This window comes from Pseudomonas kribbensis (genome assembly GCF_003352185.1).
Lineage (GTDB): Bacteria > Pseudomonadota > Gammaproteobacteria > Pseudomonadales > Pseudomonadaceae > Aquipseudomonas > Aquipseudomonas kribbensis.
This window is the reverse complement of record NZ_CP029608.1, coordinates 4,803,724-4,827,200: the sequence shown is the minus strand read 5'-3', so window position 1 is coordinate 4,827,200 and position 23,477 is coordinate 4,803,724. Positions and strand designations below refer to the sequence as shown.

24 protein-coding genes are annotated in these 23,477 nt (G+C 60.2%); 17 read left to right on the top strand and 7 right to left on the bottom strand.

The genetic code is table 11. The features are described 5' to 3' along the window. Window positions 1-91 precede the first annotated feature (91 nt). The 6 genes from DLD99_RS22065 (at window position 92) to DLD99_RS22040 (ending at window position 6,812) form a co-directional block, all read left to right on the top strand. On the top strand, window positions 92-1,393 hold the full coding sequence (locus DLD99_RS22065) for an ABC transporter substrate-binding protein (RefSeq protein WP_085709652.1): 1,302 nt from the start codon (window positions 92-94) through the stop codon (window positions 1,391-1,393). A gap of 93 nt (window positions 1,394-1,486) precedes the next feature. Beyond that, the gene (locus tag DLD99_RS22060) at window positions 1,487-2,395 is read left to right on the top strand and encodes a carbohydrate ABC transporter permease (RefSeq protein WP_085709653.1); all 909 of its coding nucleotides are present in this window, start codon (window positions 1,487-1,489) and stop codon (window positions 2,393-2,395) included. Then, complete coding sequence (locus DLD99_RS22055; RefSeq protein ID WP_085709654.1) at window positions 2,388-3,233, top strand: carbohydrate ABC transporter permease; 846 nt, start codon at window positions 2,388-2,390, stop codon at window positions 3,231-3,233. The genes DLD99_RS22060 and DLD99_RS22055 overlap by 8 nt, the downstream gene beginning before the upstream one ends. Before the next feature lie 2 nt (window positions 3,234-3,235). Next, complete coding sequence (locus tag DLD99_RS22050) at window positions 3,236-4,396, top strand: ABC transporter ATP-binding protein (protein WP_085709655.1); 1,161 nt, start codon at window positions 3,236-3,238, stop codon at window positions 4,394-4,396. A 95-nt stretch (window positions 4,397-4,491) separates the two neighbouring features. Further along, window positions 4,492-5,841, top strand: a complete 1,350-nt coding sequence (locus tag DLD99_RS22045; protein ID WP_085709656.1) for a carbohydrate porin — start codon at window positions 4,492-4,494, stop codon at window positions 5,839-5,841. A 116-nt stretch (window positions 5,842-5,957) separates the two neighbouring features. Further along, window positions 5,958-6,812 carry a D-hexose-6-phosphate mutarotase gene (locus DLD99_RS22040; protein ID WP_114885037.1) on the top strand — a complete coding sequence of 285 codons (855 nt, stop codon included), beginning with the start codon at window positions 5,958-5,960 and terminating at the stop codon, window positions 6,810-6,812. A gap of 41 nt (window positions 6,813-6,853) precedes the next feature. Here the strand turns inward: DLD99_RS22040 and DLD99_RS22035 are convergent, their stop codons facing one another. Beyond that, complete coding sequence (locus DLD99_RS22035) at window positions 6,854-7,714, bottom strand: MurR/RpiR family transcriptional regulator (RefSeq protein ID WP_169842436.1); 861 nt, start codon at window positions 7,712-7,714, stop codon at window positions 6,854-6,856. A gap of 226 nt (window positions 7,715-7,940) precedes the next feature. Between DLD99_RS22035 and zwf the strand changes: the two genes are divergently transcribed. From zwf to DLD99_RS22015, 4 genes are all read left to right on the top strand, one after another. Beyond that, a complete protein-coding gene (gene zwf, locus DLD99_RS22030) occupies window positions 7,941-9,407 on the top strand; it encodes a glucose-6-phosphate dehydrogenase (protein ID WP_114885036.1) in 1,467 nt (488 codons plus the stop codon). Then, window positions 9,394-10,107, top strand: a complete 714-nt coding sequence (gene pgl, locus DLD99_RS22025; protein ID WP_114885034.1) for a 6-phosphogluconolactonase — start codon at window positions 9,394-9,396, stop codon at window positions 10,105-10,107. Before zwf ends, pgl begins: the two co-directional genes overlap by 14 nt. Window positions 10,108-10,124: 17 nt before the next feature. Next, window positions 10,125-10,790 (top strand): bifunctional 4-hydroxy-2-oxoglutarate aldolase/2-dehydro-3-deoxy-phosphogluconate aldolase, encoded by a 666-nt coding sequence (locus DLD99_RS22020; RefSeq protein WP_011335602.1) that lies wholly within the window; start codon window positions 10,125-10,127, stop codon window positions 10,788-10,790. Between the two features lie 172 nt (window positions 10,791-10,962). Next, window positions 10,963-11,679 (top strand): intradiol ring-cleavage dioxygenase, encoded by a 717-nt coding sequence (locus tag DLD99_RS22015; protein WP_114885032.1) that lies wholly within the window; start codon window positions 10,963-10,965, stop codon window positions 11,677-11,679. Here the strand turns inward: DLD99_RS22015 and DLD99_RS22010 are convergent. Beyond that, on the bottom strand, window positions 11,676-12,857 hold the full coding sequence (locus DLD99_RS22010; RefSeq protein ID WP_114885030.1) for an aminotransferase class V-fold PLP-dependent enzyme: 1,182 nt from the start codon (window positions 12,855-12,857) through the stop codon (window positions 11,676-11,678). The genes DLD99_RS22015 and DLD99_RS22010 overlap by 4 nt on opposite strands. 30 nt (window positions 12,858-12,887) lie before the next feature. Then, window positions 12,888-13,124, bottom strand: a complete 237-nt coding sequence (locus tag DLD99_RS22005) for a DUF3820 family protein (protein ID WP_003213031.1) — start codon at window positions 13,122-13,124, stop codon at window positions 12,888-12,890. Window positions 13,125-13,329: 205 nt separating this feature from the next. Here DLD99_RS22005 and DLD99_RS22000 point away from each other — a divergent pair, with 205 nt between their 5' ends. Then, entirely contained in the window at window positions 13,330-13,797 is a 468-nt protein-coding gene (locus DLD99_RS22000; protein WP_085709662.1) for a ferritin-like domain-containing protein, read from the top strand. 57 nt (window positions 13,798-13,854) lie between these two features. On the opposite strand, the gene DLD99_RS21995 is transcribed toward DLD99_RS22000, so the two are convergent. Then, a complete protein-coding gene (locus tag DLD99_RS21995; protein WP_003227420.1) occupies window positions 13,855-14,325 on the bottom strand; it encodes a MaoC family dehydratase in 471 nt (156 codons plus the stop codon). Window positions 14,326-14,367: 42 nt separating this feature from the next. Next, window positions 14,368-15,312 (bottom strand): alpha/beta hydrolase, encoded by a 945-nt coding sequence (locus DLD99_RS21990; RefSeq protein ID WP_114885028.1) that lies wholly within the window; start codon window positions 15,310-15,312, stop codon window positions 14,368-14,370. Between the two features lie 248 nt (window positions 15,313-15,560). Between DLD99_RS21990 and fadD2 the strand changes: the two genes are divergently transcribed. Further along, window positions 15,561-17,249 (top strand): long-chain-fatty-acid--CoA ligase FadD2, encoded by a 1,689-nt coding sequence (gene fadD2 / locus DLD99_RS21985; protein ID WP_114885026.1) that lies wholly within the window; start codon window positions 15,561-15,563, stop codon window positions 17,247-17,249. A gap of 351 nt (window positions 17,250-17,600) precedes the next feature. Beyond that, the gene (fadD1, locus tag DLD99_RS21980; protein WP_114885024.1) at window positions 17,601-19,298 is read left to right on the top strand and encodes a long-chain-fatty-acid--CoA ligase FadD1; all 1,698 of its coding nucleotides are present in this window, start codon (window positions 17,601-17,603) and stop codon (window positions 19,296-19,298) included. 48 nt (window positions 19,299-19,346) lie between these two features. Here the strand turns inward: fadD1 and DLD99_RS21975 are convergent, their stop codons facing one another. Then, window positions 19,347-19,724, bottom strand: a complete 378-nt coding sequence (locus DLD99_RS21975) for a hypothetical protein (RefSeq protein WP_007951149.1) — start codon at window positions 19,722-19,724, stop codon at window positions 19,347-19,349. A 198-nt stretch (window positions 19,725-19,922) separates the two neighbouring features. Between DLD99_RS21975 and DLD99_RS21970 the strand changes: the two genes are divergently transcribed. From DLD99_RS21970 to def, 3 genes are all read left to right on the top strand, one after another. Then, window positions 19,923-20,114, top strand: a complete 192-nt coding sequence (locus DLD99_RS21970) for a CsbD family protein (RefSeq protein WP_114885023.1) — start codon at window positions 19,923-19,925, stop codon at window positions 20,112-20,114. Between the two features lie 176 nt (window positions 20,115-20,290). Continuing rightward, window positions 20,291-21,241, top strand: a complete 951-nt coding sequence (locus tag DLD99_RS21965; protein WP_085709666.1) for a YihY/virulence factor BrkB family protein — start codon at window positions 20,291-20,293, stop codon at window positions 21,239-21,241. 2 nt (window positions 21,242-21,243) lie between these two features. After that, entirely contained in the window at window positions 21,244-21,783 is a 540-nt protein-coding gene (gene def / locus DLD99_RS21960; protein ID WP_114885021.1) for a peptide deformylase, read from the top strand. Here the strand turns inward: def and DLD99_RS21955 are convergent, their stop codons facing one another. Further along, a complete protein-coding gene (locus DLD99_RS21955; RefSeq protein ID WP_114885019.1) occupies window positions 21,784-22,203 on the bottom strand; it encodes a GNAT family N-acetyltransferase in 420 nt (139 codons plus the stop codon). Window positions 22,204-22,528: 325 nt separating this feature from the next. Here DLD99_RS21955 and DLD99_RS21950 point away from each other — a divergent pair, with 325 nt between their 5' ends. Further along, a complete protein-coding gene (locus DLD99_RS21950) occupies window positions 22,529-23,470 on the top strand; it encodes a fatty acid desaturase (protein WP_114885017.1) in 942 nt (313 codons plus the stop codon). Window positions 23,471-23,477 lie beyond the last annotated feature (7 nt).

The window sequence follows — 23,477 nt, the reverse complement described above, 5'->3', positions numbered from 1 at the left end:
CGTTACCTGCGAGGGGAAACGTCCTGTTTAAACTCGTGTGCAGCGCAAGCACCAGACTTGCATGCATAACAACAAGAAAGGTACATCTCAGATGAATGCGATTTCTCGCCTCGCTACTGTCATTTCTGTCGCCTCCCTGTTCCCGCTCGCTGTGCTGCCCCTGAGTGTTTCCGCTGCCGAATCCAAAGGTTCGGTGGAAGTCGTGCATTGGTGGACGTCCGGTGGCGAAAAAGCCGCCGTCGATGTGCTCAAGGCACAAGTGGAAAAAGACGGTTTCACCTGGAAAGACGGCGCTGTCGCCGGTGGTGGCGGTGCGACTGCCATGACCGTGTTGAAAAGCCGTGCCGTCGCCGGCAACCCGCCGGGCGTAGCCCAGATCAAAGGCCCGGACATCCAGGAATGGGCGTCCACCGGTCTGCTCGACACTGACGTGCTGAAGGACGTTTCCAAGTCTGAGAAGTGGGACAGCCTGCTCGACAAGAAAGTCTCCGATACCGTGAAGTACGACGGTGATTACGTGGCCGTGCCGGTGAACATTCACCGTGTGAACTGGCTGTGGATCAACCCGGAAGTCTTCAAGAAAGCCGGTATCGCCAAAGCCCCGACCACCCTCGAAGAATTCTACGCCGCCGGCGACAAGCTGAAGGCTGCGGGCTTCATCCCACTGGCCCACGGCGGTCAGCCTTGGCAGGACAGCACCGTGTTCGAAGCGGTCGTGCTGTCGGTGATGGGCGTTGATGGTTACAAGAAAGCCCTGGTCGACCTGGATAACGCTGCCCTGACCGGTCCGGAAATGGTCAAGGCCCTGACCGAGCTGAAGAAAGTCGCGACCTACATGGACGTCGACGGCAAAGGCCAGGACTGGAACCTCGAAGCGGCCAAGGTCATCAACGGCAAGGCCGGCATGCAGATCATGGGTGACTGGGCCAAGTCCGAATGGACCGCCGCCAAGAAGGTCGCCGGCAAGGATTACGAGTGCGTAGCCTTCCCGGGCACCGACAAGGCGTTCACCTACAACATCGACTCGCTGGCCGTGTTCAAGCAGAAGGACGCGGGTACCGCGGCCGGTCAGCAGGACATCGCCAAAGTCGTGCTGGGTGAAAACTTCCAGAAAGTCTTCAGCATCAACAAGGGCTCGATCCCGGTGCGTAACGACATGCTCGCCGACATGGGCAAGTACGGTTTCGACTCCTGCGCCCAGACCGCTGCCAAGGACTTCCTGGCAGACGCCAAGACCGGCGGCCTGCAGCCGAGCATGGCGCACAACATGGCGACCACGCTGGCCGTACAGGGTGCGTTCTTCGATGTCGTGACTAACTTCATCAACGACCCGAAAGCCGACCCGGCCGATGCTGCGAAGAAACTCGGCACCGCCGTCAAGGCTGCCAAGTAACACCGGCGTAGAGCAGCTGCCAGCTTCAAGTCGCGCATCGGCTTGAGGCTGGGAGCTTGCAGCGGTCCTTCATCTTTTTTACTGGATCTTCCCATGAGTTCTGTTGCTGTGTTCAGCAAGGCCTCGCCGTTCGACGCATTGCAGCGCTGGCTACCGAAACTGGTGCTGGCGCCGAGCATGTTCATCGTTCTGGTGGGCTTCTATGGCTATATCCTCTGGACGTTTGTCCTGTCGTTCACCACGTCGACCTTCCTGCCGAACTACAAGTGGGCAGGCCTGGCGCAATACGCGCGGCTGTTCGACAACGACCGCTGGTGGGTGGCGAGCAAGAACCTGGCCGTGTTCGGCGGCATGTTCATCGCCATCACCCTGGTGATCGGCGTGACGCTGGCGATTTTCCTCGACCAGAAAATCCGTCGCGAAGGCTTTATCCGCACCATTTACCTGTACCCGATGGCGCTCTCGATGATCGTCACCGGTACCGCGTGGAAATGGCTGCTCAACCCGGGCATGGGCCTGGACAAATTGCTGCGGGACTGGGGCTGGGAAGGCTTCCGTCTCGACTGGCTGATCGACCCGGATCGCGTGGTGTATTGCCTGGTGATCGCGGCGGTCTGGCAAGCTTCGGGCTTCATCATGGCGATGTTCCTCGCCGGTCTGCGTGGCGTTGATCAATCGATCATCCGCGCCGCCCAGATCGACGGCGCGAGCATGCCGCGCATCTACTGGAAAGTGGTGCTGCCAAGCCTGCGTCCGGTGTTCTTCAGTGCGGTGATGATCCTGGCGCACATCGCGATCAAGAGCTTCGACCTGGTAGCGGCCATGACGGCCGGCGGCCCGGGTTATTCCTCCGACCTGCCGGCGATGTTCATGTATTCGTTCACGTTCAGCCGTGGGCAGATGGGCATGGGCTCGGCCAGTGCGATTCTTATGCTCGGTGCGATCCTCGCGATCATCGTGCCTTACCTGTACTCCGAGCTGAGGACCAAGCGTCATGACTAGTCTCGCCTCCAAACCGGCCATCAGCCTGAGTCGCATCGCGATCTACGCGGTGCTGATCCTAGCGGTCCTGCTGTATCTGGTGCCGCTGGTGGTCATGCTGTTGACCAGCTTCAAGACCCCGGAAGACATCTCCACCGGCAACCTGCTGAGCTGGCCGACCGTGGTCAGCGGCATCGGCTGGGTGAAAGCCTGGGCCACCGTTGACGGCTACTTCTGGAACTCGATCAAGATCACCGTTCCGGCCGTGATCATCTCCACCGCCATCGGTGCGTTGAACGGCTACGTGCTGTCGTTCTGGCGCTTCAAGGGTTCGCAGCTGTTCTTTGGCCTGTTGCTGTTCGGCTGCTTCCTGCCGTTCCAGACCGTGCTGCTGCCGGCGTCGTTCACCCTCGGCAAGATGGGCCTGGCGAGCACCACCACCGGCCTTGTGTTCGTGCACGTGGTCTATGGCCTGGCGTTCACCACGCTGTTTTTCCGTAACTACTACGTGAGCATTCCGGATGCGCTGATCAAGGCCGCACGCCTGGACGGTGCAGGGTTCTTCACGATCTTCCGCCGGATCATTCTGCCGATGTCCACCCCGATCATCATGGTCTGCCTGATCTGGCAGTTCACCCAGATCTGGAACGACTTCCTGTTCGGCGTGGTGTTCTCCAGCGGTGATTCGCAACCGATCACGGTGGCGCTGAACAACCTGGTCAACACCAGCACCGGGGCCAAGGAATACAACGTGGACATGGCGGCGGCGATGATCGCCGGGCTGCCGACCCTGCTGGTCTATGTGGTCGCAGGCAAGTATTTCGTGCGCGGGCTGACGGCCGGCGCAGTCAAGGGGTAATCATGGCTACGCTCGAACTTCGCAATGTAAACAAGACCTACGGTGCCGGTCTGCCGGACACCCTGAAGAACATCGAACTGTCGATCAAGGACGGTGAGTTCCTGATCCTTGTCGGGCCGTCGGGCTGCGGCAAGTCGACCCTGATGAACTGCATCGCCGGCCTGGAAACCATCACCGGCGGCGCGATCATGATCGGTGACCAGGATGTCAGCGGCATGAGCCCGAAAGATCGCGACATCGCCATGGTGTTCCAGTCCTACGCGCTGTACCCGACCATGAGCGTGCGCGAGAACATCGAGTTCGGTCTGAAGATCCGCAAGATGAGCCAGTCGGCCATCGACGAGGAAGTCGCTCGCGTCGCCAAACTGCTGCAGATCGAGCACCTGCTCAATCGCAAGCCGGGCCAGCTCTCCGGTGGTCAGCAACAGCGTGTCGCCATGGGCCGTGCCCTGGCGCGCCGACCGAAGATTTATCTGTTCGACGAACCGCTGTCCAACCTCGACGCCAAGCTGCGCGTCGAGATGCGCACCGAAATGAAACTGATGCACCAGCGCCTGAAAACCACCACGGTCTACGTGACCCACGACCAGATCGAAGCGATGACCCTGGGCGACAAGGTGGCGGTGATGAAGGACGGCATCATCCAGCAGTTCGGTACGCCGAAAGAGATCTACAACGACCCGGCCAACCTGTTCGTGGCGAGCTTCATCGGTTCGCCGCCGATGAACTTCATCCCGCTGCGCCTGCAACGCAAGGACGGCCGTCTGGTGGCGCTGCTCGACAGCGGCCAGGCCCGTTGCGAGCTGCCGATGGCGATGCAGGACGCCGGTCTCGAAGACCGCGAAGTGATCCTCGGCCTGCGCCCTGAGCAGATCGCGCTGGCCAACGGCGAGGGCAACGGCCTGCCAAGCATCAAGGCTGAAGTGCAGGTCACCGAGCCGACCGGTCCGGACACCCTGGTGTTCGTCAACCTCAACGACACCAAGGTCTGCTGCCGACTGGCGCCGGACGTGGCGCCGCAGGTGGGCGAAACCCTGACCCTGCAATTCGATCCGTCGAAAGTGTTGCTGTTCGACGCCAAGAGCGGCGAGCGTCTGGGTGTGGCGGGGCTGCCGAAGACCGAAGCGCACAGCGCCAATGTCGCTCAGTTCAAGGGTCGGTAAGAAATCAATGCGGGAGTGGGCACGTCCATTTCCGCAGGGGATGTAAACCGCGTTGGAAAAAAACAGTTAATAACAATAAAGACGAGGATGTAGGGATGAAAAAGAAACACGTCAATGCCCGGTTGATCTGCCAAGTGTCAGCCGCGGCCGCATTGGTCATGGCCGGCAATGCCATGGCCGCCGATGCATTCAGCTCCGATTCCAAATGGATGACGGGCGACTGGGGTGGTGAGCGGACCAAGCTGATCGAGCAAGGCATCGACATCAAGGCCGACTACGTCGGTGAGATGGGCGCCAACCTGCATGGCGGCTACAACGACGACAAGACCGGCCGCTACAGCGACCAGTTCGGTCTGGGCGTGGCGCTGGACCTGCAAAAACTCTGGGGCTGGGACAACACTCAGGCCAAGATCCAGCTGACCAACCGTAACGGTCAGAACATCTCCAACGACCGCGTTGGCGATCCGCGTGCCGGCACCCTGTCTTCCTCGCAGGAAGTCTACGGTCGTGGCCACATGGTGCGTCTGACTCAACTGTGGATTCAGCACCAGTTCTTCGACAACAAGCTCGACGTCAAGGCCGGTTACTTCGGTGAAGGCGAAGACTTCAACACCTTCCCGTGCGAATTCCAGAACCTGGCGTTCTGCGGCTCGCAAGTCGGCAACTGGGCGACCAACATCTGGTACAACTGGCCCGTCAGCCAGGCCGCGATCCGTGTGAAGTACAACATCAACGACGAGCTCTACGCGCAGATCGGCGCGTACAACCAGAACCCGTCGCAGCTGGAACACGGCAACGGCTTCAAGCTCAGCGGCAGCGGCACCGCCGGTACCGTGCTGCCGGTCGAGCTGGTCTGGTCGCCGAAGGTCAACAGCCTGCCGGGCGAATACCGCGTCGGTTACTACAAGAGCACCGCTGATGCCGCAGACGTCCGCGAAGACATCAACGGCAACGACGCAGCAACCACCGGCAACGCCTACCGCACCCACAGCAGCAAGCACGGCTACTGGTTCGTTGCGCAACAGCAACTCACCAGCCACAACGGCGACGCTTCCCGTGGTCTGAACATCGCGGCCAACGCCACGTTCCACGACAAGGACACCAACTTCATCGACAACTATCAGTCGGTGATGTTTGTCTACAAAGGCCCGTTCGACGCCCGTCCGAAGGATGACGTCGGCATCGGTGCGGCGCGTATCCACGTCAACGACGATGTGAAGAAAAACGCCGAATTGCTGAACGCGTCCAACGGTGTTTCGGACTACGACAATCCGGTCTTCTCGCCGATTCGCGAGACCGAATACAACTACGAGATCAACTACGGCTTCCACGTCACCAACTGGCTGACCGTGCGTCCGAACCTGCAATACATCACTCACCCGGGTGGTGTGGATCAAGTGGACAACGCTTTGGTCGCTGGCCTGAAAATTCAGTCTACGTTCTGACGCGTCTGCGATAAGCTCCTCTCTATGTGCGCATATTTGCGGACAGCCCAGGCTGTCCGCTTTTTTTTGGAAAGGGGTGTCGCAGCCCATGAAAGTTGAATCTGGAACCGTGGCCCATGCATGAGCATCCGCTGCAACGCTTCTTCAAATCCTTGCGCGAACGACCGGTGTTCGCCTGGGAGCGCTATCAGATGCGCGATGTGCTGGTGATCGACCATCCGCTGTGTCAGGCGGTGTTCAGTCGTCAGGGTGCGCAGTTGCTGCACTTTCAACCGCGCGGGCAAAAACCGTGGCTGTGGTGTGCGGCGAAGTGGCCGCACGTCGGCGCAATCCGTGGCGGTGTGCCGGTTTGCTGGCCGTGGTATGGCCGCCATCCGAGCGAAAACGCGTGGCCGTCCCACGGCTGGGCGCGACTGCTGGACTGGAAACTGCTCGACAGCAGCACCGGCGACGACGGCGTGCGCCTGCACTGGCAATTGCAGCTGTGCGATTGGCAAGTGGACTTGCACGCGCACCTGGGCGAGCGCATGGAATTACGTCTGAGCACCGAGCATCAGGACGACATGCCGTGCCAGTTGAGCCAGGCTTTGCACGCTTACTGGCGTATTGGCGATGTGAGTGAGATAGCGCTGTCTGGGCTCGAAGGAGCGCAGGGTTACGACCAGTTGAACCGTGAAGTCTGTCAGCAGGAAGGCGAGTTGCGGGTCGACGGCGGCTGTCAGCGCGTGTTCCAGCACGACGGCGAATTACAGCTCAAGGATCACGCCTGGCAGCGCGAGCTGTGCATCGATACCGGTGAGAGTGCGGACACGGTGGTTTGGCACCCGGGCGCGCGGCCGTTGCTGGGCGTGACCTGGGATGAGATCTCGGAATTTGTCTGTGTTGAAGCGGCGGCGGGGGGCACCGACAGCCTGCATCTGGCGCCGGGGGAGAAGGCGCATTTGAGTTTGCAGGCTTGGGCTGCTGCTTAGTCATTACTCCCACGCGCTAGCGTGGGAGTAATCAGCGCGAACTAGTTGAACTCGTCACCCACCGGATATCGGCTCGCATTCAAGCTCTCTTTGATCTTGCGCAGATGCGGCTGGAAATCCACCCCGCGACGCAAGGTCATCCCCGTCGCCAGCACATCCAGCACCGTCAACTGAATGATCCGCGAGGTCATCGGCATATAGATGTCAGTGTCTTCCGGCAGCGGAATGTTCAGGCTCAGGGTGCTGGCCTTGGCCAGTGGCGAGTTCTCGGCGGTCAGGCCCAGTACCGAAGCGCCGTTCTCCCGGGCGATGCGCGCCACTTCTACCAGCTCGCGGGTGCGGCCGGTATAGGAAATGATCACGAACAGCTCGCCGGTGTGCGCCACCGACGCAATCATCCGTTGCATCAGCACATCGGCGTGGGCGGTGACCGCCAGGTTGAAGCGGAAGAACTTGTGCTGCGCGTCCAGTGCCACCGGGGCCGAGGCGCCGAGGCCGAAGAAGTGGATCTGCCGGGCCTGGATCAACAGGTCGACGGCGCGGCTGATCAGGTTCGGGTCCAGCGCCTGGCAGGCGCTGTCCAGCGAGGCGATGGCGCTGCCGAAAATCTTCTGGGTGTAGGCCTCGGGATTGTCGTCGGCTTCCACCGCGCGGCTGACGTAAGCCGCGCCGCTGGCCAGGCTCTGGGCCAGTTGCAGCTTGAGTTCGGGGTAGCCGCTGACGCCGAACGAACGGCAGAAGCGGTTGACCGTCGGTTCACTGACCGAGGCGGCCTGGGCGAGGGCGGCGATACTGAAGCGGGTGGCCTGCTGTGGGTTGAGCAGGATCACTTCGGCGACTTTGCGTTCGGCCTTGTTCAGCTCTTCAAGGCGACTCTGGATCTGTTCCAGTAAATTTCGCACGCGGTCCATAAGAATTCCTAGATTCACCGGCGCCGATAAGCGCGCGGCTATGCAAATTGGGCCTTTGATGTGGCCCGTGACGGTGGCCTATCCTACTGATGGCTCCGACCGACCACCACTCGGAATCTGTATTTTGCGAAAATGTTGTGGTTATTACTACATTTTCCCTTGAGTGATGCCTTGAAAAAAGGTATTTGTAGCTTAACTTGATAAAAGAACAAACATCATGCCTTCGATTACGGTAGAACCGTGCACCTTCGCCTTGTTCGGCGCCCTGGGCGATCTGGCCCTGCGCAAGCTGTTTCCTGCCCTTTATCACCTGGATGGCGCCGGCCTGCTGCACGAGGACACGCGTATTATCGCGCTGGCCCGTGAAGAAGGCACCGAGCAGCAGCACATGGCATTCATTGCCGCCGAACTGCGCCGCTACGTGGGCAAGGAACTGGACGAGGCAGTGGCCGAGCGCTTTCTGGCGCGCCTGACCTACCTGCACGTCGACTTCCTCAAGGCTGAAGATTACGCGGCGCTGGCCGATCTGGCCGGCACCAAACAACGCATGATTGCCTACTTCGCCACCCCGGCGGCGGTGTACGGCGCGATCTGCGAGAACCTGGCGAAGGTCGGTCTGGCGGAAAACACCCGTGTGGTGCTGGAAAAACCGATCGGCTCGGACCTCGAATCTTCGCGCAAGGTCAACGACGCCGTGGCGCAGTTCTTCCCGGAGAACCGCACCTACCGCATCGACCACTACCTGGGCAAAGAGACGGTGCAAAACCTGATCGCCCTGCGTTTTGCCAACAGCCTGTTCGAAACCCAGTGGAACCAGCATTACATCTCCCACGTGGAAATCACCGTGGCCGAGAAGGTCGGCATCGAAGGCCGCTGGGGTTATTTCGACAAGGCTGGCCAGCTGCGCGACATGATCCAGAACCACCTGTTGCAACTGCTTTGCCTGATCGCCATGGACCCGCCGGCCGACCTGTCCGCCGACAGCATCCGTGACGAAAAAGTGAAAGTGCTCAAGGCCCTGGCGCCGATCAGCCCGGAAGGCCTGACCACTCAGGTAGTGCGCGGTCAGTACATTGCCGGCCACAGCGAAGGCAAGTCCGTACCGGGCTACCTTGAAGAGCCGAATTCCAACACCCAGAGCGACACCGAAACCTTCGTCGCACTGCGTGCCGACATCCGCAACTGGCGCTGGGCCGGCGTGCCGTTCTACCTGCGTACCGGCAAGCGCATGCCGCAGAAACTGTCGCAGATCGTCATCCACTTCAAGGAACCGTCGCACTACATCTTCGCCCCGGAGCAGCGCCTGCAGATCAGCAACAAACTGATCATCCGCCTGCAACCGGACGAAGGCATTTCACTGCGAGTGATGACCAAGGATCAAGGCCTGGACAAGGGCATGCAGCTGCGCAGCGGCCCGTTGCAACTGAATTTCTCTGACACCTGGCGCAGCGCGCGGATACCCGACGCCTACGAGCGGTTGTTGCTGGAAGTGATGAACGGCAATCAGAACCTGTTTGTCCGTAAAGATGAAATCGAAGCCGCGTGGAAGTGGTGTGACCAGCTGATCGCCGGGTGGAAAAAGTCCGGTGATGCGCCCAAGCCGTATGCGGCCGGGTCGTGGGGGCCGATGAGCTCCATTGCATTGATCACGCGGGACGGGAGGTCGTGGTATGGCGATATCTGATGTGAAACTGCCCGCGGGCGTGAATGCCCATGAATTCAAGAGCCCGGTATTGCTCGCCGAAGGTCTGGCGCTGAATGTCGCCAAGCAATTGAGCGACGCACTGGCGGCGCGCGGCAACGCGGTGCTGGTGGTGTCCGGCGGTCGCAGCCCGGTGGCATTTTTCCAGCACCTGGCCAAGCAGGAGCTGGACTGGTCGAAGGTCGTCGTGACCCTGGCCGACGAGCGCTGGGTGCCGGTCGAGCACGCCGACAGCAATGCCGGTCTGCTCAAGCAGTATCTGCTCAAGGGCCCGGCGGCCAAGGCGCAGTTCCTCAGCCTTTACAGCGCGGCGGCCAACGTCGAGCAGGCTGCTGAAAACGCTGACCGCTTGCTTGCTGAATTGCCGGCCATCGATGTGCTGGTGCTGGGCATGGGCGATGACGGCCATACCGCGTCGCTGTTTCCGGACAGCCCGAACCTGGCTGAAGCCCTGCAAGCCGATGGCACCCGTCGTTGCTGGCCGATGCTGGCGCCGAGCGTGCCGCGTCAACGCCTGACCATGAGCCGGGCGCTGCTGGCTTCGGCGAAGCACAAGATTCTGTCGATTTCCGGTCAGTCGAAACTGACCACCCTGAATGCCGCACTGGCATCCAACGACGTCGCCGCCATGCCGGTTCGCGCGTTTCTGCAACCTACGTTAGAGATTTACTGGTGCCCATGAGCCAAGGAACAGCCGCTATGACAACCCCATCCCCGACCGTTTCCATGGCGGACAAAGTTGCCCTGATCGACAGCCTCTGCGCCAAGGCGCGGATCCTGCCGGTGATCACCATCGCCCGTGAACAGGATGTGCTGCCGCTGGCCGACGCCCTGGCCGCCGGTGGTCTGACCGCGCTGGAAGTGACCCTGCGTTCGCAGTTCGGCCTCAAGGCGATCCAAATCCTGCGCGAGCAGCGTCCGGAACTGGTGACCGGTGCCGGCACCGTGCTCGACCGCAACATGCTGGCCGCGGCCGAAGCGGCCGGTTCGCAATTCATCGTCACCCCGGGCATCACCCGTGACCTGCTGGAAGCCAGCGTTGAAAGCCCGATCCCGCTGCTGCCGGGCATCAGCAACGCCTCCGGCATCATGGAAGGCTATGGCCTGGGTTATCGCCGCTTCAAGTTGTTCCCCGCTGAAGTCAGCGGCGGCGTGGCGGCGATCAAGGCCCTCGGCGGCCCGTTCGGCGAAGTGAAATTCTGCCCGACCGGCGGCGTGGGTCCTGCCAACATCAAGAGCTACATGGCGCTGAAAAACGTCATGTGCGTGGGCGGTAGCTGGATGCTTGATCCGGAGTGGATCAAGAACGGCGACTGGGCCCGCATCCAGGAATGCACCGCCGAGGCTTTGGCGCTGCTGGACTGATCGCTTCACCCGACACTTCGTTGTGTGTTCTACGGCTTTAACGGTGCGCTTGGTCGGTGCACCGTTTTTTTTTGCCCGCAAAAACCTTCGTTATCTCGCGATACATAGTTACCGCATCTGCCTTTGCGTGTGGCGTTAACCTGCGTTCATCTTATGGAAGAGAGAACGCCTCATGGATAACCAGCCTTCAGCTCCATCGGTATATCAACTGGCCCCCGAGCAAGTCGCCGGGCCGTATTTTCGCAATCCAAAACTGCTGCGCCGCAACATCAGCGAAGGTGCCGAGGGCCTGCCTTTGCTGTTGCGCCTGACCATCGTCGATGCCATGACCGCCGAACCGGTCAGCGGTGCACTGGTGGATATCTGGCACTGCAACGCGCGTGGTGCCTATTCCGGGTGGAGCCGGGTCAACCCGGATCAGGAAGTCGACGTTGAAGACATCGGCTCGATCCCGCGAACCGACGACGACACCTACCTGCGCGGCGGCCAGTTCAGTGATCACAAGGGCAGGGTGCGTTTCACCACGATCTATCCGGGGTTTTATGCCGGGCGTGCCTTGCACATTCACGTGGCGGTGCGCATCGTTGCCGGCAACGAATACCTCGATGAGCGCAATGTGGCCTGGGTCGGACAGCTGTACTTTCCTGAGGTGGTTTCTCGCGGGGTGCTCAACGCCAAGGCTTATCGTGGGCGGGCGTCCTCACCGCTGAACAATTGCCAGGACCACTACTACACCCGGATGGGCGGGGAGGCCTCGACGCTGACGGTCTGGCCAATCGGCCGTGACTCCCACGAGGACGGTTACTTCGGCCACCTCACGATCGGCATCGACACCTTTGCGGTGTCGTCGCAGATCAAGCCCGAGGATTTCGACAAGTACACGGTTTAACGCAATTCATTGAGCGCCAGAACCAGCGACTGAATCTCCGCCGCCGTGGTGGTCAACGACGGCGTGATACGGATGCACGGCCCGCAGGCCGCGCCGTTGCGCACCACGGTGAACAGGTTGTAGTCGTTGAGCAGGCGCTCGACCATCGCCTGCTGGTCGGCATGCCGGGTAAAGCGCATCGAGGTGATGCCGCAATACAGACGCGGATCGTCCGGGGTCGTGACCTCTATGCCCGGCAGGTTGCGCACGGCGCTGACCCACAGGTTGCGCAGGTAATTGACCCGTGCGCCCTTGGCCGCTGCACCACCGAGTGCACGGTGTTCCTCGAACACCAGCGGCAAGGTCATCAGCGCCGGAATGTTCGGCGTGCTGTAGGGCGTGCGCGAGCGAATGTCGTTGAGCGGGAAATGCATCTCGCCCATGTCCGGGTCGATGTCGGCCAGGCGTTGGGGGGCGATATACAAAAAGCCCAGGGTCAGCGGCGAGCCGATCCATTTGTGCAGGTTGTACCCGGCGAAGGCGATGCCCAGTGCTTCCAGATCGAACTCGAGCTGGCCGAGGGCGTGGGCGCCATCGAGGATGATGTCGACGCCGTGCTCCTTGGCCAGTGCAGCGATGGCTTGCACCGGCATCACCAGTCCGGTGCGGTGGGTGACGTGGGTCAGCGCCATCAGCTTGAGCTTTGGATGGCGAATGAAAGTTTCGCGGTAAGTCGCCAGCAGACTGTCGAAGCTGGCCGGGTGCGTGTGCTCGATCTCGATCACCTCGACCCCGCGATGGCGGGCCAGCCAGCGCATCGCGCCCTTGACCGTGTCGTATTCCAGATCGCAGAGCAGCACCTGATCGCCAGGCTCCAGCCGGTTGTAGTTGCGGATCAGCGACTGCAGGCCGGCGGTGGCGTTCTGGGTGAAAGCGACGCTTTGCGCACGCACGCCGATCAGCTCGGCCAGTTGCGCGCGGATGTCGAGGCTGTCGTGCTGTTCGAAGCGTTGGCGCACATAGATCGAGTTGCTGTTGTTGATCTGTTCGATATGGCGCTGATAGTCCTCGACCACGGTGCGCGACATGCGTCCGAAGTAGCCGTTTTCCAGGTTCACGGGGCCGGGATGGCGGTCGTAACGGTCGGCGAAGGTTTGCCAGAAGGCTTCATCTCGGGCGCGGCGGGTGTTATCGGGCATGGTCGATTCGACTCGGATCAGGGTAACGCCTCAGTGGCGCGGGGCGGGTTTGCCATGTTTGGCGCGCAACGGTTCAAGCAGCTCCGACAGGCCGTTGTGATCGATTTCCTGCATGAGCGCCAGCAGGCCGCCGAGTTCGCCGTGGGGGAACCCTTCCCGGGCGAACCAGTTCAGGTACGGGCCGGGGAGGTCGGCAATGATCCGTCCCTTGTACTTGCCGAAGGGCATTTCGCGGGTAATCAGCAGTTCGAGTTTTTCGGGGTTCATCGTTGAAATCGTCTGGCTTTGAAAACACTTTGGAAAATACAGGCATTCTGCATGCAGGCCAAATGACAGATCATGCAAATAACAGGCATACAGATTTCCGTTTTATTTGTATTTCATTGAAAAATAACAATTAAATTCTTTAGTGGAAGCTGGCATGACCACTGCAACACTCCTTGCATCTTTCACCCACGCAAGGAATTGAAAAATGACTGACATGAATAAAGAAGCCATCTCCGTCCTCAACGACCTGATCGAAACCAGCAAGGACGGTCAGGAAGGGTTCAAGACCTGCGCTGAAGACATCAAGCACCCGGAACTGAAAACCCTGTTCGTGAAACGCTCCGCCGACTGCGCTACGGCTGCAGCCGAGTTGCAGGCGACCGTGCGCTCGATGGGTGGCGATCCGGAAACCTCGACCAGTGTCAGCGGTGACCTGCACCGTCGCTGGGTCGACGTCAAAGCCATGTTCACCGGCAAGGACGAAGAGGCCGTGCTCAACGAAGCCGAGCGCGGTGAAGACCACGCCTTGAAGGCTTATCGTGAAGCGATCGAGAAGATCAACAAGCACAACCTGGTCGGCATTCGTGATCTGGTCGAGCGCCAGTACCACGGCGTGCAACGCAATCACGATCAGGTGAAAGCGCTGCGCAATCAGGCGCGTGCCCGCTCGTAAGCGATCAACGCCCACAAAAAACGCCAGCTAGTCTGGCGTTTTTTATGTCGAGGACAATCAGCCGATGCTGATGGCCGGCAAGGTCGGCAGGGTAACGGTCTGTTGCTTGCGCGGCGCCAGGATCTCCGCCTCGCCGTCCACCACCAGCTCATCGCGCTGGTTGAACACGCGAGTGGCAATACGCACGCGGAATTTCGGCAGTTTCTCGAGGATTTCCAGGCGCACGGTCAGGGTGTCGCCGATCTTCACCGGTTTCTGGAAGCTCATTTGCTGACCGATATAAATGGTGCCCGGCCCAGGCAACTCGCACGCCACGGCCGCACTGATCAGCGCACCGCTGAACATGCCGTGGGCGATGCGTTCCTTGAACATGCTGGCGGCGGCGAACTCGGCGTCCAGGTGCACCGGGTTGTGATCGCCGGACATCGCGGCGAACAGCTGAATGTCGCGCTCTTCGACAGTCTTGCTGTAGCTGGCGGTCTGGCCGACTTCGAGGGCTTCGTAAGGGATGTTGGTAACCTGGGTCATCGGTATCGGTTCCTGTGACGGATTAAATGAATCCACAAAAAATTATTCGCTGCGGTGTGGGCGGGGATGGCTCAGCGCCTGGTCGATCCAGGCCAGCACATCGGCGGTCACTTCGTCGCGGTTGGTCTCATTGAACAATTCGTGCCGCGCCTGCGGGTAGATCTTCAGTTGCAGGTTCTGGCTGCCGGCCGAGCGCAAGGCATTGGCCAGATCAGTCAGACGCTTGCCCTCACTCACCGGATCACATTCGCCGCCAATCACCAGCAACGGCAGGCCCGGGTCGATCTGGGCGAGATTGGACGCTTTGCTGATTTGCTGCAACCCGCCGAGCAGGTCGATCCATAGCTGGTTGGTGCAGCGAAAGCCGCACAGCGGATCTGTGGCGTACTTGTCGACTTCAGCCGGATCGCGACTCAGCCAGTCAAACGCGGTGCGTGCCGGTTTGAACTTGTTGTTGAACGAGCCGAACGACAGCCATTCGATCAGCGCACTGCGACCCTTGGCGCCCTGACGCAATTTTTCGAACCGGGCGATCTGCCGGGCCGCGCGGTACAGCGCAACCGGCTGGAAATTCGAGCCGCTGAGAATCGCGCCGTGCAGGCTGGCGCTGTGATGCAGCAGATAAGCCTGCGCGATGTAGCTGCCCATACTGTGCCCGAGCAGCACGATCGGCACGCTCGGATGACGCTGGCCCAGGAACTGGTTGAGGCTCGCGAGATCACCGACCACCTTGCACCAGCCATCGTCGTCGGCGAAATGCCCGAGCGTCCCATGATCGGCGGTTTTGCCATGACCGCGTTGATCGGGCGCATACACACCGTAGCCTTCGGCACAGAACGATTCGGCCAGTCGCGCATACCGAGCGCTGTGCTCGGCCATGCCGTGGGCCAGCAGAATCACCGCCTTCAGCGGCGCGTTCGGCAGCCACTGGTTGACGAAGAGGCGGCTGCGGTCACTCGCGTCCAGCCAGAAAGTGTCGTGGATCATGGCGATTCCTTTTGCGGCATGCTTTTGTTGCAGGGGATTGCAGAGATTGCATTGTATAGCGCGTCCGATCAGCTCACGCCACGGCAGGAAGATTCACACGATCAATGAGGACGCTGCCCATATTTGCCTGAATGACCATAGCTGCTAGTGTCCGTGAAGCCCCGCTTTTTGCTCTCGGCTTTTTCAGGGATAGAAAGAAATGACAGCGAAGCGGCCCCGGATCGGCTCAGGTAAAGAGGACAAGAACAATGCAACCTGATTTCTGGAATGACAAACGCCCGGCGGGCGTACCCCTGGACATCGACGCGAATGAATTCAAGTCGGTGATCGAGGTGTTCGAGCGTTCCTGCAAGAAATTCGCTGACCGCCCGGCGTTCAGCAACATGGGCGTGACCCTGACCTACGCCGAGCTCGAGCGCCAGAGCGCCGCGTTCGCCGGTTACCTGCAAGCCCACACTGATCTGGCGCCGGGGGATCGCATCGCGGTGCAGATGCCCAACGTCCTGCATTATCCGATTGCCGTGTTCGGTGCCTTGCGCGCCGGGCTGATCGTGGTCAACACCAATCCGCTGTACACCGCGCGGGAGATGCGTCACCAGTTCAAGGACTCCGGTGCCCGGGCGCTGGTGTACCTGAACATGTTCGGCCAGAAAGTCCAGGAAGTGCTGCCTGACACCGACATCCAGTACCTGATCGAAGCGAAGATGGGCGACCTGATGCCCACCGCCAAGGGCTGGCTGGTCAACACCGTGGTCAGCAAAGTGAAAAAAATGGTCCCGGCGTATTCACTGCCCCAGGCGATTTCCTTCAAGAGCGCCTTGCGCATGGGCCGGGGCCTGGGCATCAAGCCGTTGAAGGTCGGCCTGGATGACATCGCCGTGCTGCAATACACCGGCGGCACCACCGGCCTGGCCAAGGGCGCGATGCTCACCCACGGCAATCTGGTGGCCAACATGCAGCAGGTGCGCGCCTGTCTTGGTCAGTTCGGCAGCGACGGTCAGCCGTTGTTGCGCGAAGGCCAGGAAGTGATGATCGCGCCGCTGCCGCTGTACCACATCTATGCTTTCACCGCGAATTGCATGTGCATGATGGTGTCCGGCAATCACAACGTGCTGATTACCAATCCGCGGGACATCGGCGGCTTCATCAAGGAGCTGAAGAACTGGAAGTTCTCGGCGCTGCTGGGACTCAACACCCTGTTCGTCGCGCTGATGGATCATCCGGACTTCAAGACCCTGGATTTCTCTACGCTCAAACTCACCAACTCCGGCGGCACTGCGCTGGTCAAGGCTACCGCCGAGCGTTGGGAGCAGCTCACCGGTTGCCGCATCACCGAAGGTTACGGCCTGACCGAAACCTCGCCGGTGGCCTGCACCAACCCGTACGGCGAGCTGTCGCGAATCGGTACGGTCGGCCTGCCGGTGCCGGGCACCCGATTGAAAGTCATCAATGACGACGGCGTCGAACAACCTTTGGGCGAGCGCGGCGAACTGTGCATCAAGGGCCCGCAGATCATGAAGGGCTACTGGCAGAAACCCGAGGCCACCGCCGAAGTGCTGGATGCCGAGGGCTGGTTCAAGTCCGGAGACATTGCGGTGATCGACCCGGATGGCTTCGTGCGCATCGTCGACCGCAAGAAAGACATGATCATCGTCTCCGGTTTCAACGTGTACCCGAACGAAATCGAAGACGTGGTGATGGCCCATCCGAAAGTCGCCAACTGTGCGGTGATCGGTGTGCCGGACGAGCGTTCCGGGGAGGCGGTGAAGCTGTTTGTGGTGGCGCGGGAAACCGGGGTCAGCCTGGAAGAGCTGAAGGCCTACTGCAAAGAGAATTTCACCGCGTACAAGGTGCCGAAGCACATCGTGCTGCGTGAGTCGCTGCCGATGACGCCTGTCGGGAAGATCCTGCGGCGGGAGCTGCGCGATATCGCATAGGTCAGCTTGAAGTAAAAAGATCGCAGCCTGCGGTAACGCTTCCAGGAAACACGTTTCCGGTTCCGGAGCTGCCGCAGGCTGCGATCTTTTGCTTTGAAGGCCCGGTAAACCGGGACTTTCAGGGTGTTATAGGATTTTTGCTCTAAAATGACTGCCAATAGTTCTTGAGTCATTAAAGTGACCATGCGGGCCACTTTTGGCTCTGGTCGACCCTTGGCAAAGCTGCTACTCTCGGCGCGCTTTGTGACTTCTCGGCCTGATAAAAAGCCAGATTCACCAATACAAAACAAACACCAATAATAATCGCATCAAATGCGGTGCTGAATTCGCGTTGCTGAGGAGTGGGCTTCCATGATCGAAGACTTTTGGAAGGATAAGTACCCCGCTGGAATTGCTGCCGACATCAATCCAGACGAGTACCCGAATATTCAGGCAGTGTTGAAGCAATCCTGCCAACGCTTCGCCGACAAACCGGCGTTCAGCAACCTGGGCAAGACCATCACCTACGGTGAACTGTACGAATTGTCCGGTGCGTTTGCCGCTTATCTGCAACAGCATACCGATTTGCAGCCCGGTGATCGAATCGCCGTGCAACTGCCCAACGTGTTGCAGTACCCGGTCGCCGTCTTCGGCGCCATCCGTGCCGGGCTGATCGTGGTCAATACCAACCCGCTGTACACCGCGCGGGAAATGGAACACCAGTTCAATGACTCCGGTGCCAAGGCGCTGGTGTGCCTGGCGAACATGGCGCACCTGGCCGAAGCCGTGGTGCCTAAAACCGGTGTCAAACACGTCATCGTCACCGAAGTCGCCGACCTGTTGCCGCCGCTCAAGCGTCTGCTGATCAACAGCGTCATCAAGTACGTGAAGAAAATGGTTCCGGCCTATCACCTGCCAAAAGCCGTCAAGTTCAACGACGTGTTGAGCAAGGGCCAGGGCCAGCCGGTCGCCGAAGCCAACCCGAACAGCGGCGACGTCGCGGTGCTGCAATACACCGGCGGCACCACCGGCGTGGCCAAGGGCGCGATGCTCACCCATCGCAACCTCGTCGCCAACATGCTGCAGTGCAAGGCGCTGATGGGCTCCAACCTCAATGAAGGTTGCGAGATCCTGATCACTCCGCTGCCGCTGTACCACATTTATGCGTTCACCTTTCATTGCATGGCGATGATGCTGATCGGCAACCACAACATCCTGATCAGCAACCCGCGCGACCTGCCGGCGATGGTCAAGGAACTGTCGAAGTGGAAGTTCAGCGGTTTCGTCGGTCTCAACACGCTGTTCGTGGCCCTGTGCAACAACGAAGGTTTCCGCAAGCTGGATTTCTCGGCGCTGAAAGTCACCCTGTCCGGCGGCATGGCCCTGCAACTGGCCGCTGCCGAGCGCTGGAAAGCGGTCACCGGTTGCCCGATCTGCGAAGGTTACGGCATGACCGAAACCAGCCCGGTGGCCACGGTCAACCCGATCCAGAACATCCAGATCGGCACCATCGGCATTCCGGTGCCGTCGACCCTGTGCAAAGTCATCGACGACGCCGGTGTCGAGCAGCCGCTGGGCGAAATCGGCGAGCTGTGCGTCAAGGGCCCGCAAGTGATGAAAGGCTACTGGCAGCGTCAGGAAGCCACCGACGAGATGCTCGACAGCGAAGGCTGGCTGAAAACCGGCGACATCGCGGTGATCCAGCCGGATGGCTACATGCGCATTGTCGATCGCAAGAAAGACATGATCCTGGTCTCCGGTTTCAACGTGTATCCGAACGAGCTGGAAGACGTGCTGGCGACCCTGCCAGGCGTGTTGCAGTGCGCAGCCATCGGTATTCCGGACGAGAAATCGGGCGAAGCGATCAAGATCTTTATCGTCGCCAAGCCGGGCGTCACGCTGACCAAGGAAACGGTGATGGAGCACATGCGCGCCAACGTCACCGGCTACAAGGTGCCGCGTTCGGTGGAATTCCGCGATGCGCTGCCGACCACCAACGTTGGCAAGATCCTGCGCCGCGAGTTACGCGACGAAGAGCTGAAGAAGATCAAGGCGAAGAGCGCCGCGTAAAACAAAAAGCCCCGCAGATGCGGGGCTTTTTGTTGAAGCAGGAATCGCTTACTGGCGGAACGGCGCAAAATTCACATTGGTCCCCGCCGGGCGCATGTCCTGCAGATACGAGTCCTTGTCGGCGCTCAGCTCCAGGCTCAGGGCAGCCTTGCGCTTGCCTTCGTTGCGGATCACCAGGCCTTCGAGCTTCTCGCGCAGAAACACGGTCGGCACTTTCAGGTGCAGCAGTTCGTCGGTGGCCGGGGTGTGCATCAACAGGTGAATCCACTCGTACTGACCGATGGCCAGACGCGACACCGGCAAGTCGAACCACCAGATGTTGCGGTTGCGGTTCAGTTCGGCGAAGTGGCAGTTGTTGGTGCCGAGCACGGCACCGCCCAGTTCCTGGTTGCGACGGGCGATGGCCTGCTTTTTATCGAGTTTCATAACATTCCTGCGGGATCGGTTCTGTGGCGCCTGGCGCCCTTATGGTGGGCATTCTCGGGGCTACGCTCGCAAACATAAAGCGCAACCTGCACGCCGCGACGAAATGAAGCCCTGAAAATAAATGAAACTTGGCGCAAACCGGGCCAGTCAATCATTACGTACTGACTTTTCCCCTTCAATGCACCAAGGAGAAACACCATGAGTAGCACAGGCGATAAAGTAAAAGGCATGGCCAACGAAGCGGTCGGCAACGTCAAACAGGGTATCGGTAAAGCCACCGACAACACCAAACTGCAAGCCGAAGGCAAACTGCAAGAGAAGAAAGGCGAGGCCCAGCAAGCGGTGGGCAAAGCCAAGGACGCGATCAAGAAAGGCGTCGACAAGGCTTGATTCAGCCTTGAACGAAACACCGAAGCGGCCATCCAAGGATGGCCGTTTTTGTGTGTCGTTCACATTCGGTCACGGATCACAGTGTTTCAGAGTCGCCAAGTAGGCTACTTTGATGAGAGAAAACGGCCCCTGAGTCGCCACGACTTCAACCTGTTTTGCGGCGAAAGGAGACGCGAATGATATTCCCCGACATGAAAGGCCTGCCCCTGCACCGGGTCATCGTGCGTACCGTCACCGAGTTCATGGAAGACGAGATGTCGACCTATGCCTCGGCACTGGCCTACCAGATGCTGTTCTCGTTGTTCCCGTTCATTCTGTTCCTGATTGCCCTGATCGGTTTCCTACACCTGCCGGACTTCTTTTCCTGGCTGCGCCTGCAATCGGAGCTGGTGTTGCCGCCCCAGGCGCTGGAGCAGGTCAACCCGGTGATCGACCAGTTGCAGCAATCCAAGGGCGGCCTGCTTTCCGTGGGTATCGTTATCGCCCTGTACACCGCGTCCGCCGGCGTACGGCTGATGATGAGCGCGATGAACGCCGCTTACGACGTGGTCGAGGGCCGGCCGATCTGGAAGCGCTTCCCGCTGTCGATTTTCTACACTGTCGGCATCGCCGGCATGTTGCTGGCCGCCGCCGCGCTGATGGTGCTGGGGCCGCAGGTGATGGGCTGGATTGCCGGGCAGTTCGGGCTGGAAGATTTCATCGTCACCGTGTGGACCATCGCTCGCTGGCCGGTGATCGTGATTCTGATGATGGTCGCCGTCGCGTTGATCTACTACGTGATGCCCGACGTCAAACAGGAGTTCCGTTTCATCACCCCGGGCTCGGTGCTGGCGGTGGTGGTGTGGATCGTCGCGTCCCTGGGCTTCGCGTTCTACGTCAAGACGTTCGCCAACTACAACGCCATGTATGGCAGCATCGGTGCGATCATTGTGCTGTTGCTGTATTTCTACATTTCCGCCGCGGTGCTGTTGCTGGGGGCGGAGATGAATGCGGTGATCGAACACATGTCCAGCGAGGGCAAGGACCCGGGCGAGAAAGTCCCCGGCGAACTCGATGAACATCCCAAACAACACGTTTCCGGCCTGGGGCGCGATCAATCGCTCAAGCCGAACACTGACGAAGCCTGACCATGATCCGTGAAATCCTGAAGATGGGCGACGAGCGCCTGCTGCGCATTGCCCCGCCGGTGCCCGCCGAGATGCTCGACAGTCCGGAGCTATGGCAACTGATCGACGACATGTTCCAGACCATGGAAAGCGTCGGCGGTGTCGGCCTGGCCGCGCCGCAGATCGGCGTCGACCTGCAACTGGTGATCTTCGGCTTCGAGCACAGCGAACGTTACCCGGACGCCGAAGCCGTGCCGCAGACGATCCTGATCAATCCGCTGATCACGCCGCTCAGTCCGCTGATGGAAGAGGGCTTTGAAGGCTGCCTGTCAGTGCCCGGCCTGCGTGGCGCGGTGGATCGTTATCAGCAGATCCGCTACGAGGGTGTCGACCCCAAAGGGCAGCCGATCGTGCGTGTCGCCTCGGGGTTCCATGCGCGGGTGGTGCAGCATGAATGCGATCACCTGATCGGGCGGCTGTACCCGTCGCGCATCACCGATTTCAGCAAGTTCGGTTTTACCGAAGTGATGTTCCCGGATCTCGATCCCAACGCTGACGACTGATCAGCCAGTGCGCGGCGCCAGTTCCATGGCAATCATCGGCTTGCTCCGCGCATAACGGCTCAAGCGCTCGGCCATGGCCTGGGGCAGGGCGGGGTCGAAGGTGAAGCCGCGTCGCTCGTAGAATCCGCGCAGGTCCGGGTGGCAGAACAGCCACACCGGTGCCTCCACATCTTTCACCGCCGCCGCAATCAATTGCGCGGCAATGCCCTGTTCGCGACAGGCCGGATCAACGAACAACCCGGTCAGCCAATACCCGCCGAACACCGGCCGCAGACACAGCGCAGCCACGATTTCCTCGCGCCGCGCCACCCACAATTGCGCCTCGCGCACCGCTTTCATCGACGATTGATGCTGGCGGTAGAACTTGTTCATCAAAGGCCAGGACAGGTCGTCGAGCTGGCTGTAGCGGGTGTCGGTCATGAATCGGACTGCCGGTGCAAAAGTCGCGGATTATAAAACAACGTACTCGCCGGGATAGGTGTATACCTGATCCCACATCCCCTTCAGAGGAGTACGCGTCATGTCCAAAGGTATGGATGCGAAGAAAGCTGCGAAGAAGAAACCGGCCAAGACCGCGATCGAGAAACGCCATGAGAAAAGGGCGAAGAAAGTCGATATTTTTGGCCATTGATACCGATCCTCGGGAGCCCGCTTTTCGGGCTCCTTTCTTCTCTGCAAAAAATAATCTGCAAGATTTCCCGCTGGTGTTGCACAGAACGATCAGACCTTCGTTCCGAGCCGCGCCATGCCCCACTATTTCGACGATGCCCATCGCCAACAGATCGAAACCCTGCGTCAACGCTTCACCGCCCGTACCGAGTGGCCGACCTGGCTGTTGCTGATTGGCGTGTACGGCGGCTGGCTCGCGATTGTGCTGGGCAGCGAACGGCTGGGCGTCTGGTGGAGCACGCTGCTGATGATTCCGTTGCTGGTGCTGTGGCTGTCGGTGCAGCACGAATTGCTTCATGGCCATCCGACGCGCTGGACACTGGCGAACAAAGTCCTCGGTTATGCGCCATTCGCGGTGTGGTATCCGTACACCCTCTATCGCGACAGCCATCTGCACCACCATCGCGACGAAGACCTGACGATCCCCGGCGTCGACCCCGAAAGCCGTTACCTTAGCGCCGAACGCTGGCGGGGCAGTTCACTGTTCGAACGCAGCCTGCACTGGCTGAACAAGACCGTGCTCGGCCGATTCATCCTCGGCGCGCCGCTGGCGTTGCTGGCGCTGGCCGGTGAAGAACTGCAACGCCTGAAAAGCGGTGAACGCCAGGCCTGGCTGATGTGGCTGACCCACGGTGCCCTGACAGTGCTGATGCTAGTGTTCATCGCCCGCTACAGCGTATTGCCGGTCTGGCATTACCTGCTGCTGATCAGCATCCCGGCGCTGTCGATTGCGATGGTCCGCTCCTACTATGAACACCGGCCGCACACACAACCGGAGCAACGCACCGTGCTCAACGAAGCCGGATGGCCGTGGCGCTGGCTGTTCCTGAACCTGAATTTCCATCTGGTGCACCACGATCTGCCGAAGCTGGCGTGGTATGACTTGCCCAAGGCCTACCGCATGCGCCGGGAGCAATGGATCGAACGCAGCGGCGGATTTCTGGTGCAGGGTTATGGGCAATTGTGGCGCCGGCACGTCATCAAGCCGATCGACAGCCCGCAGCATCCATTCATTTGAGGTCAGC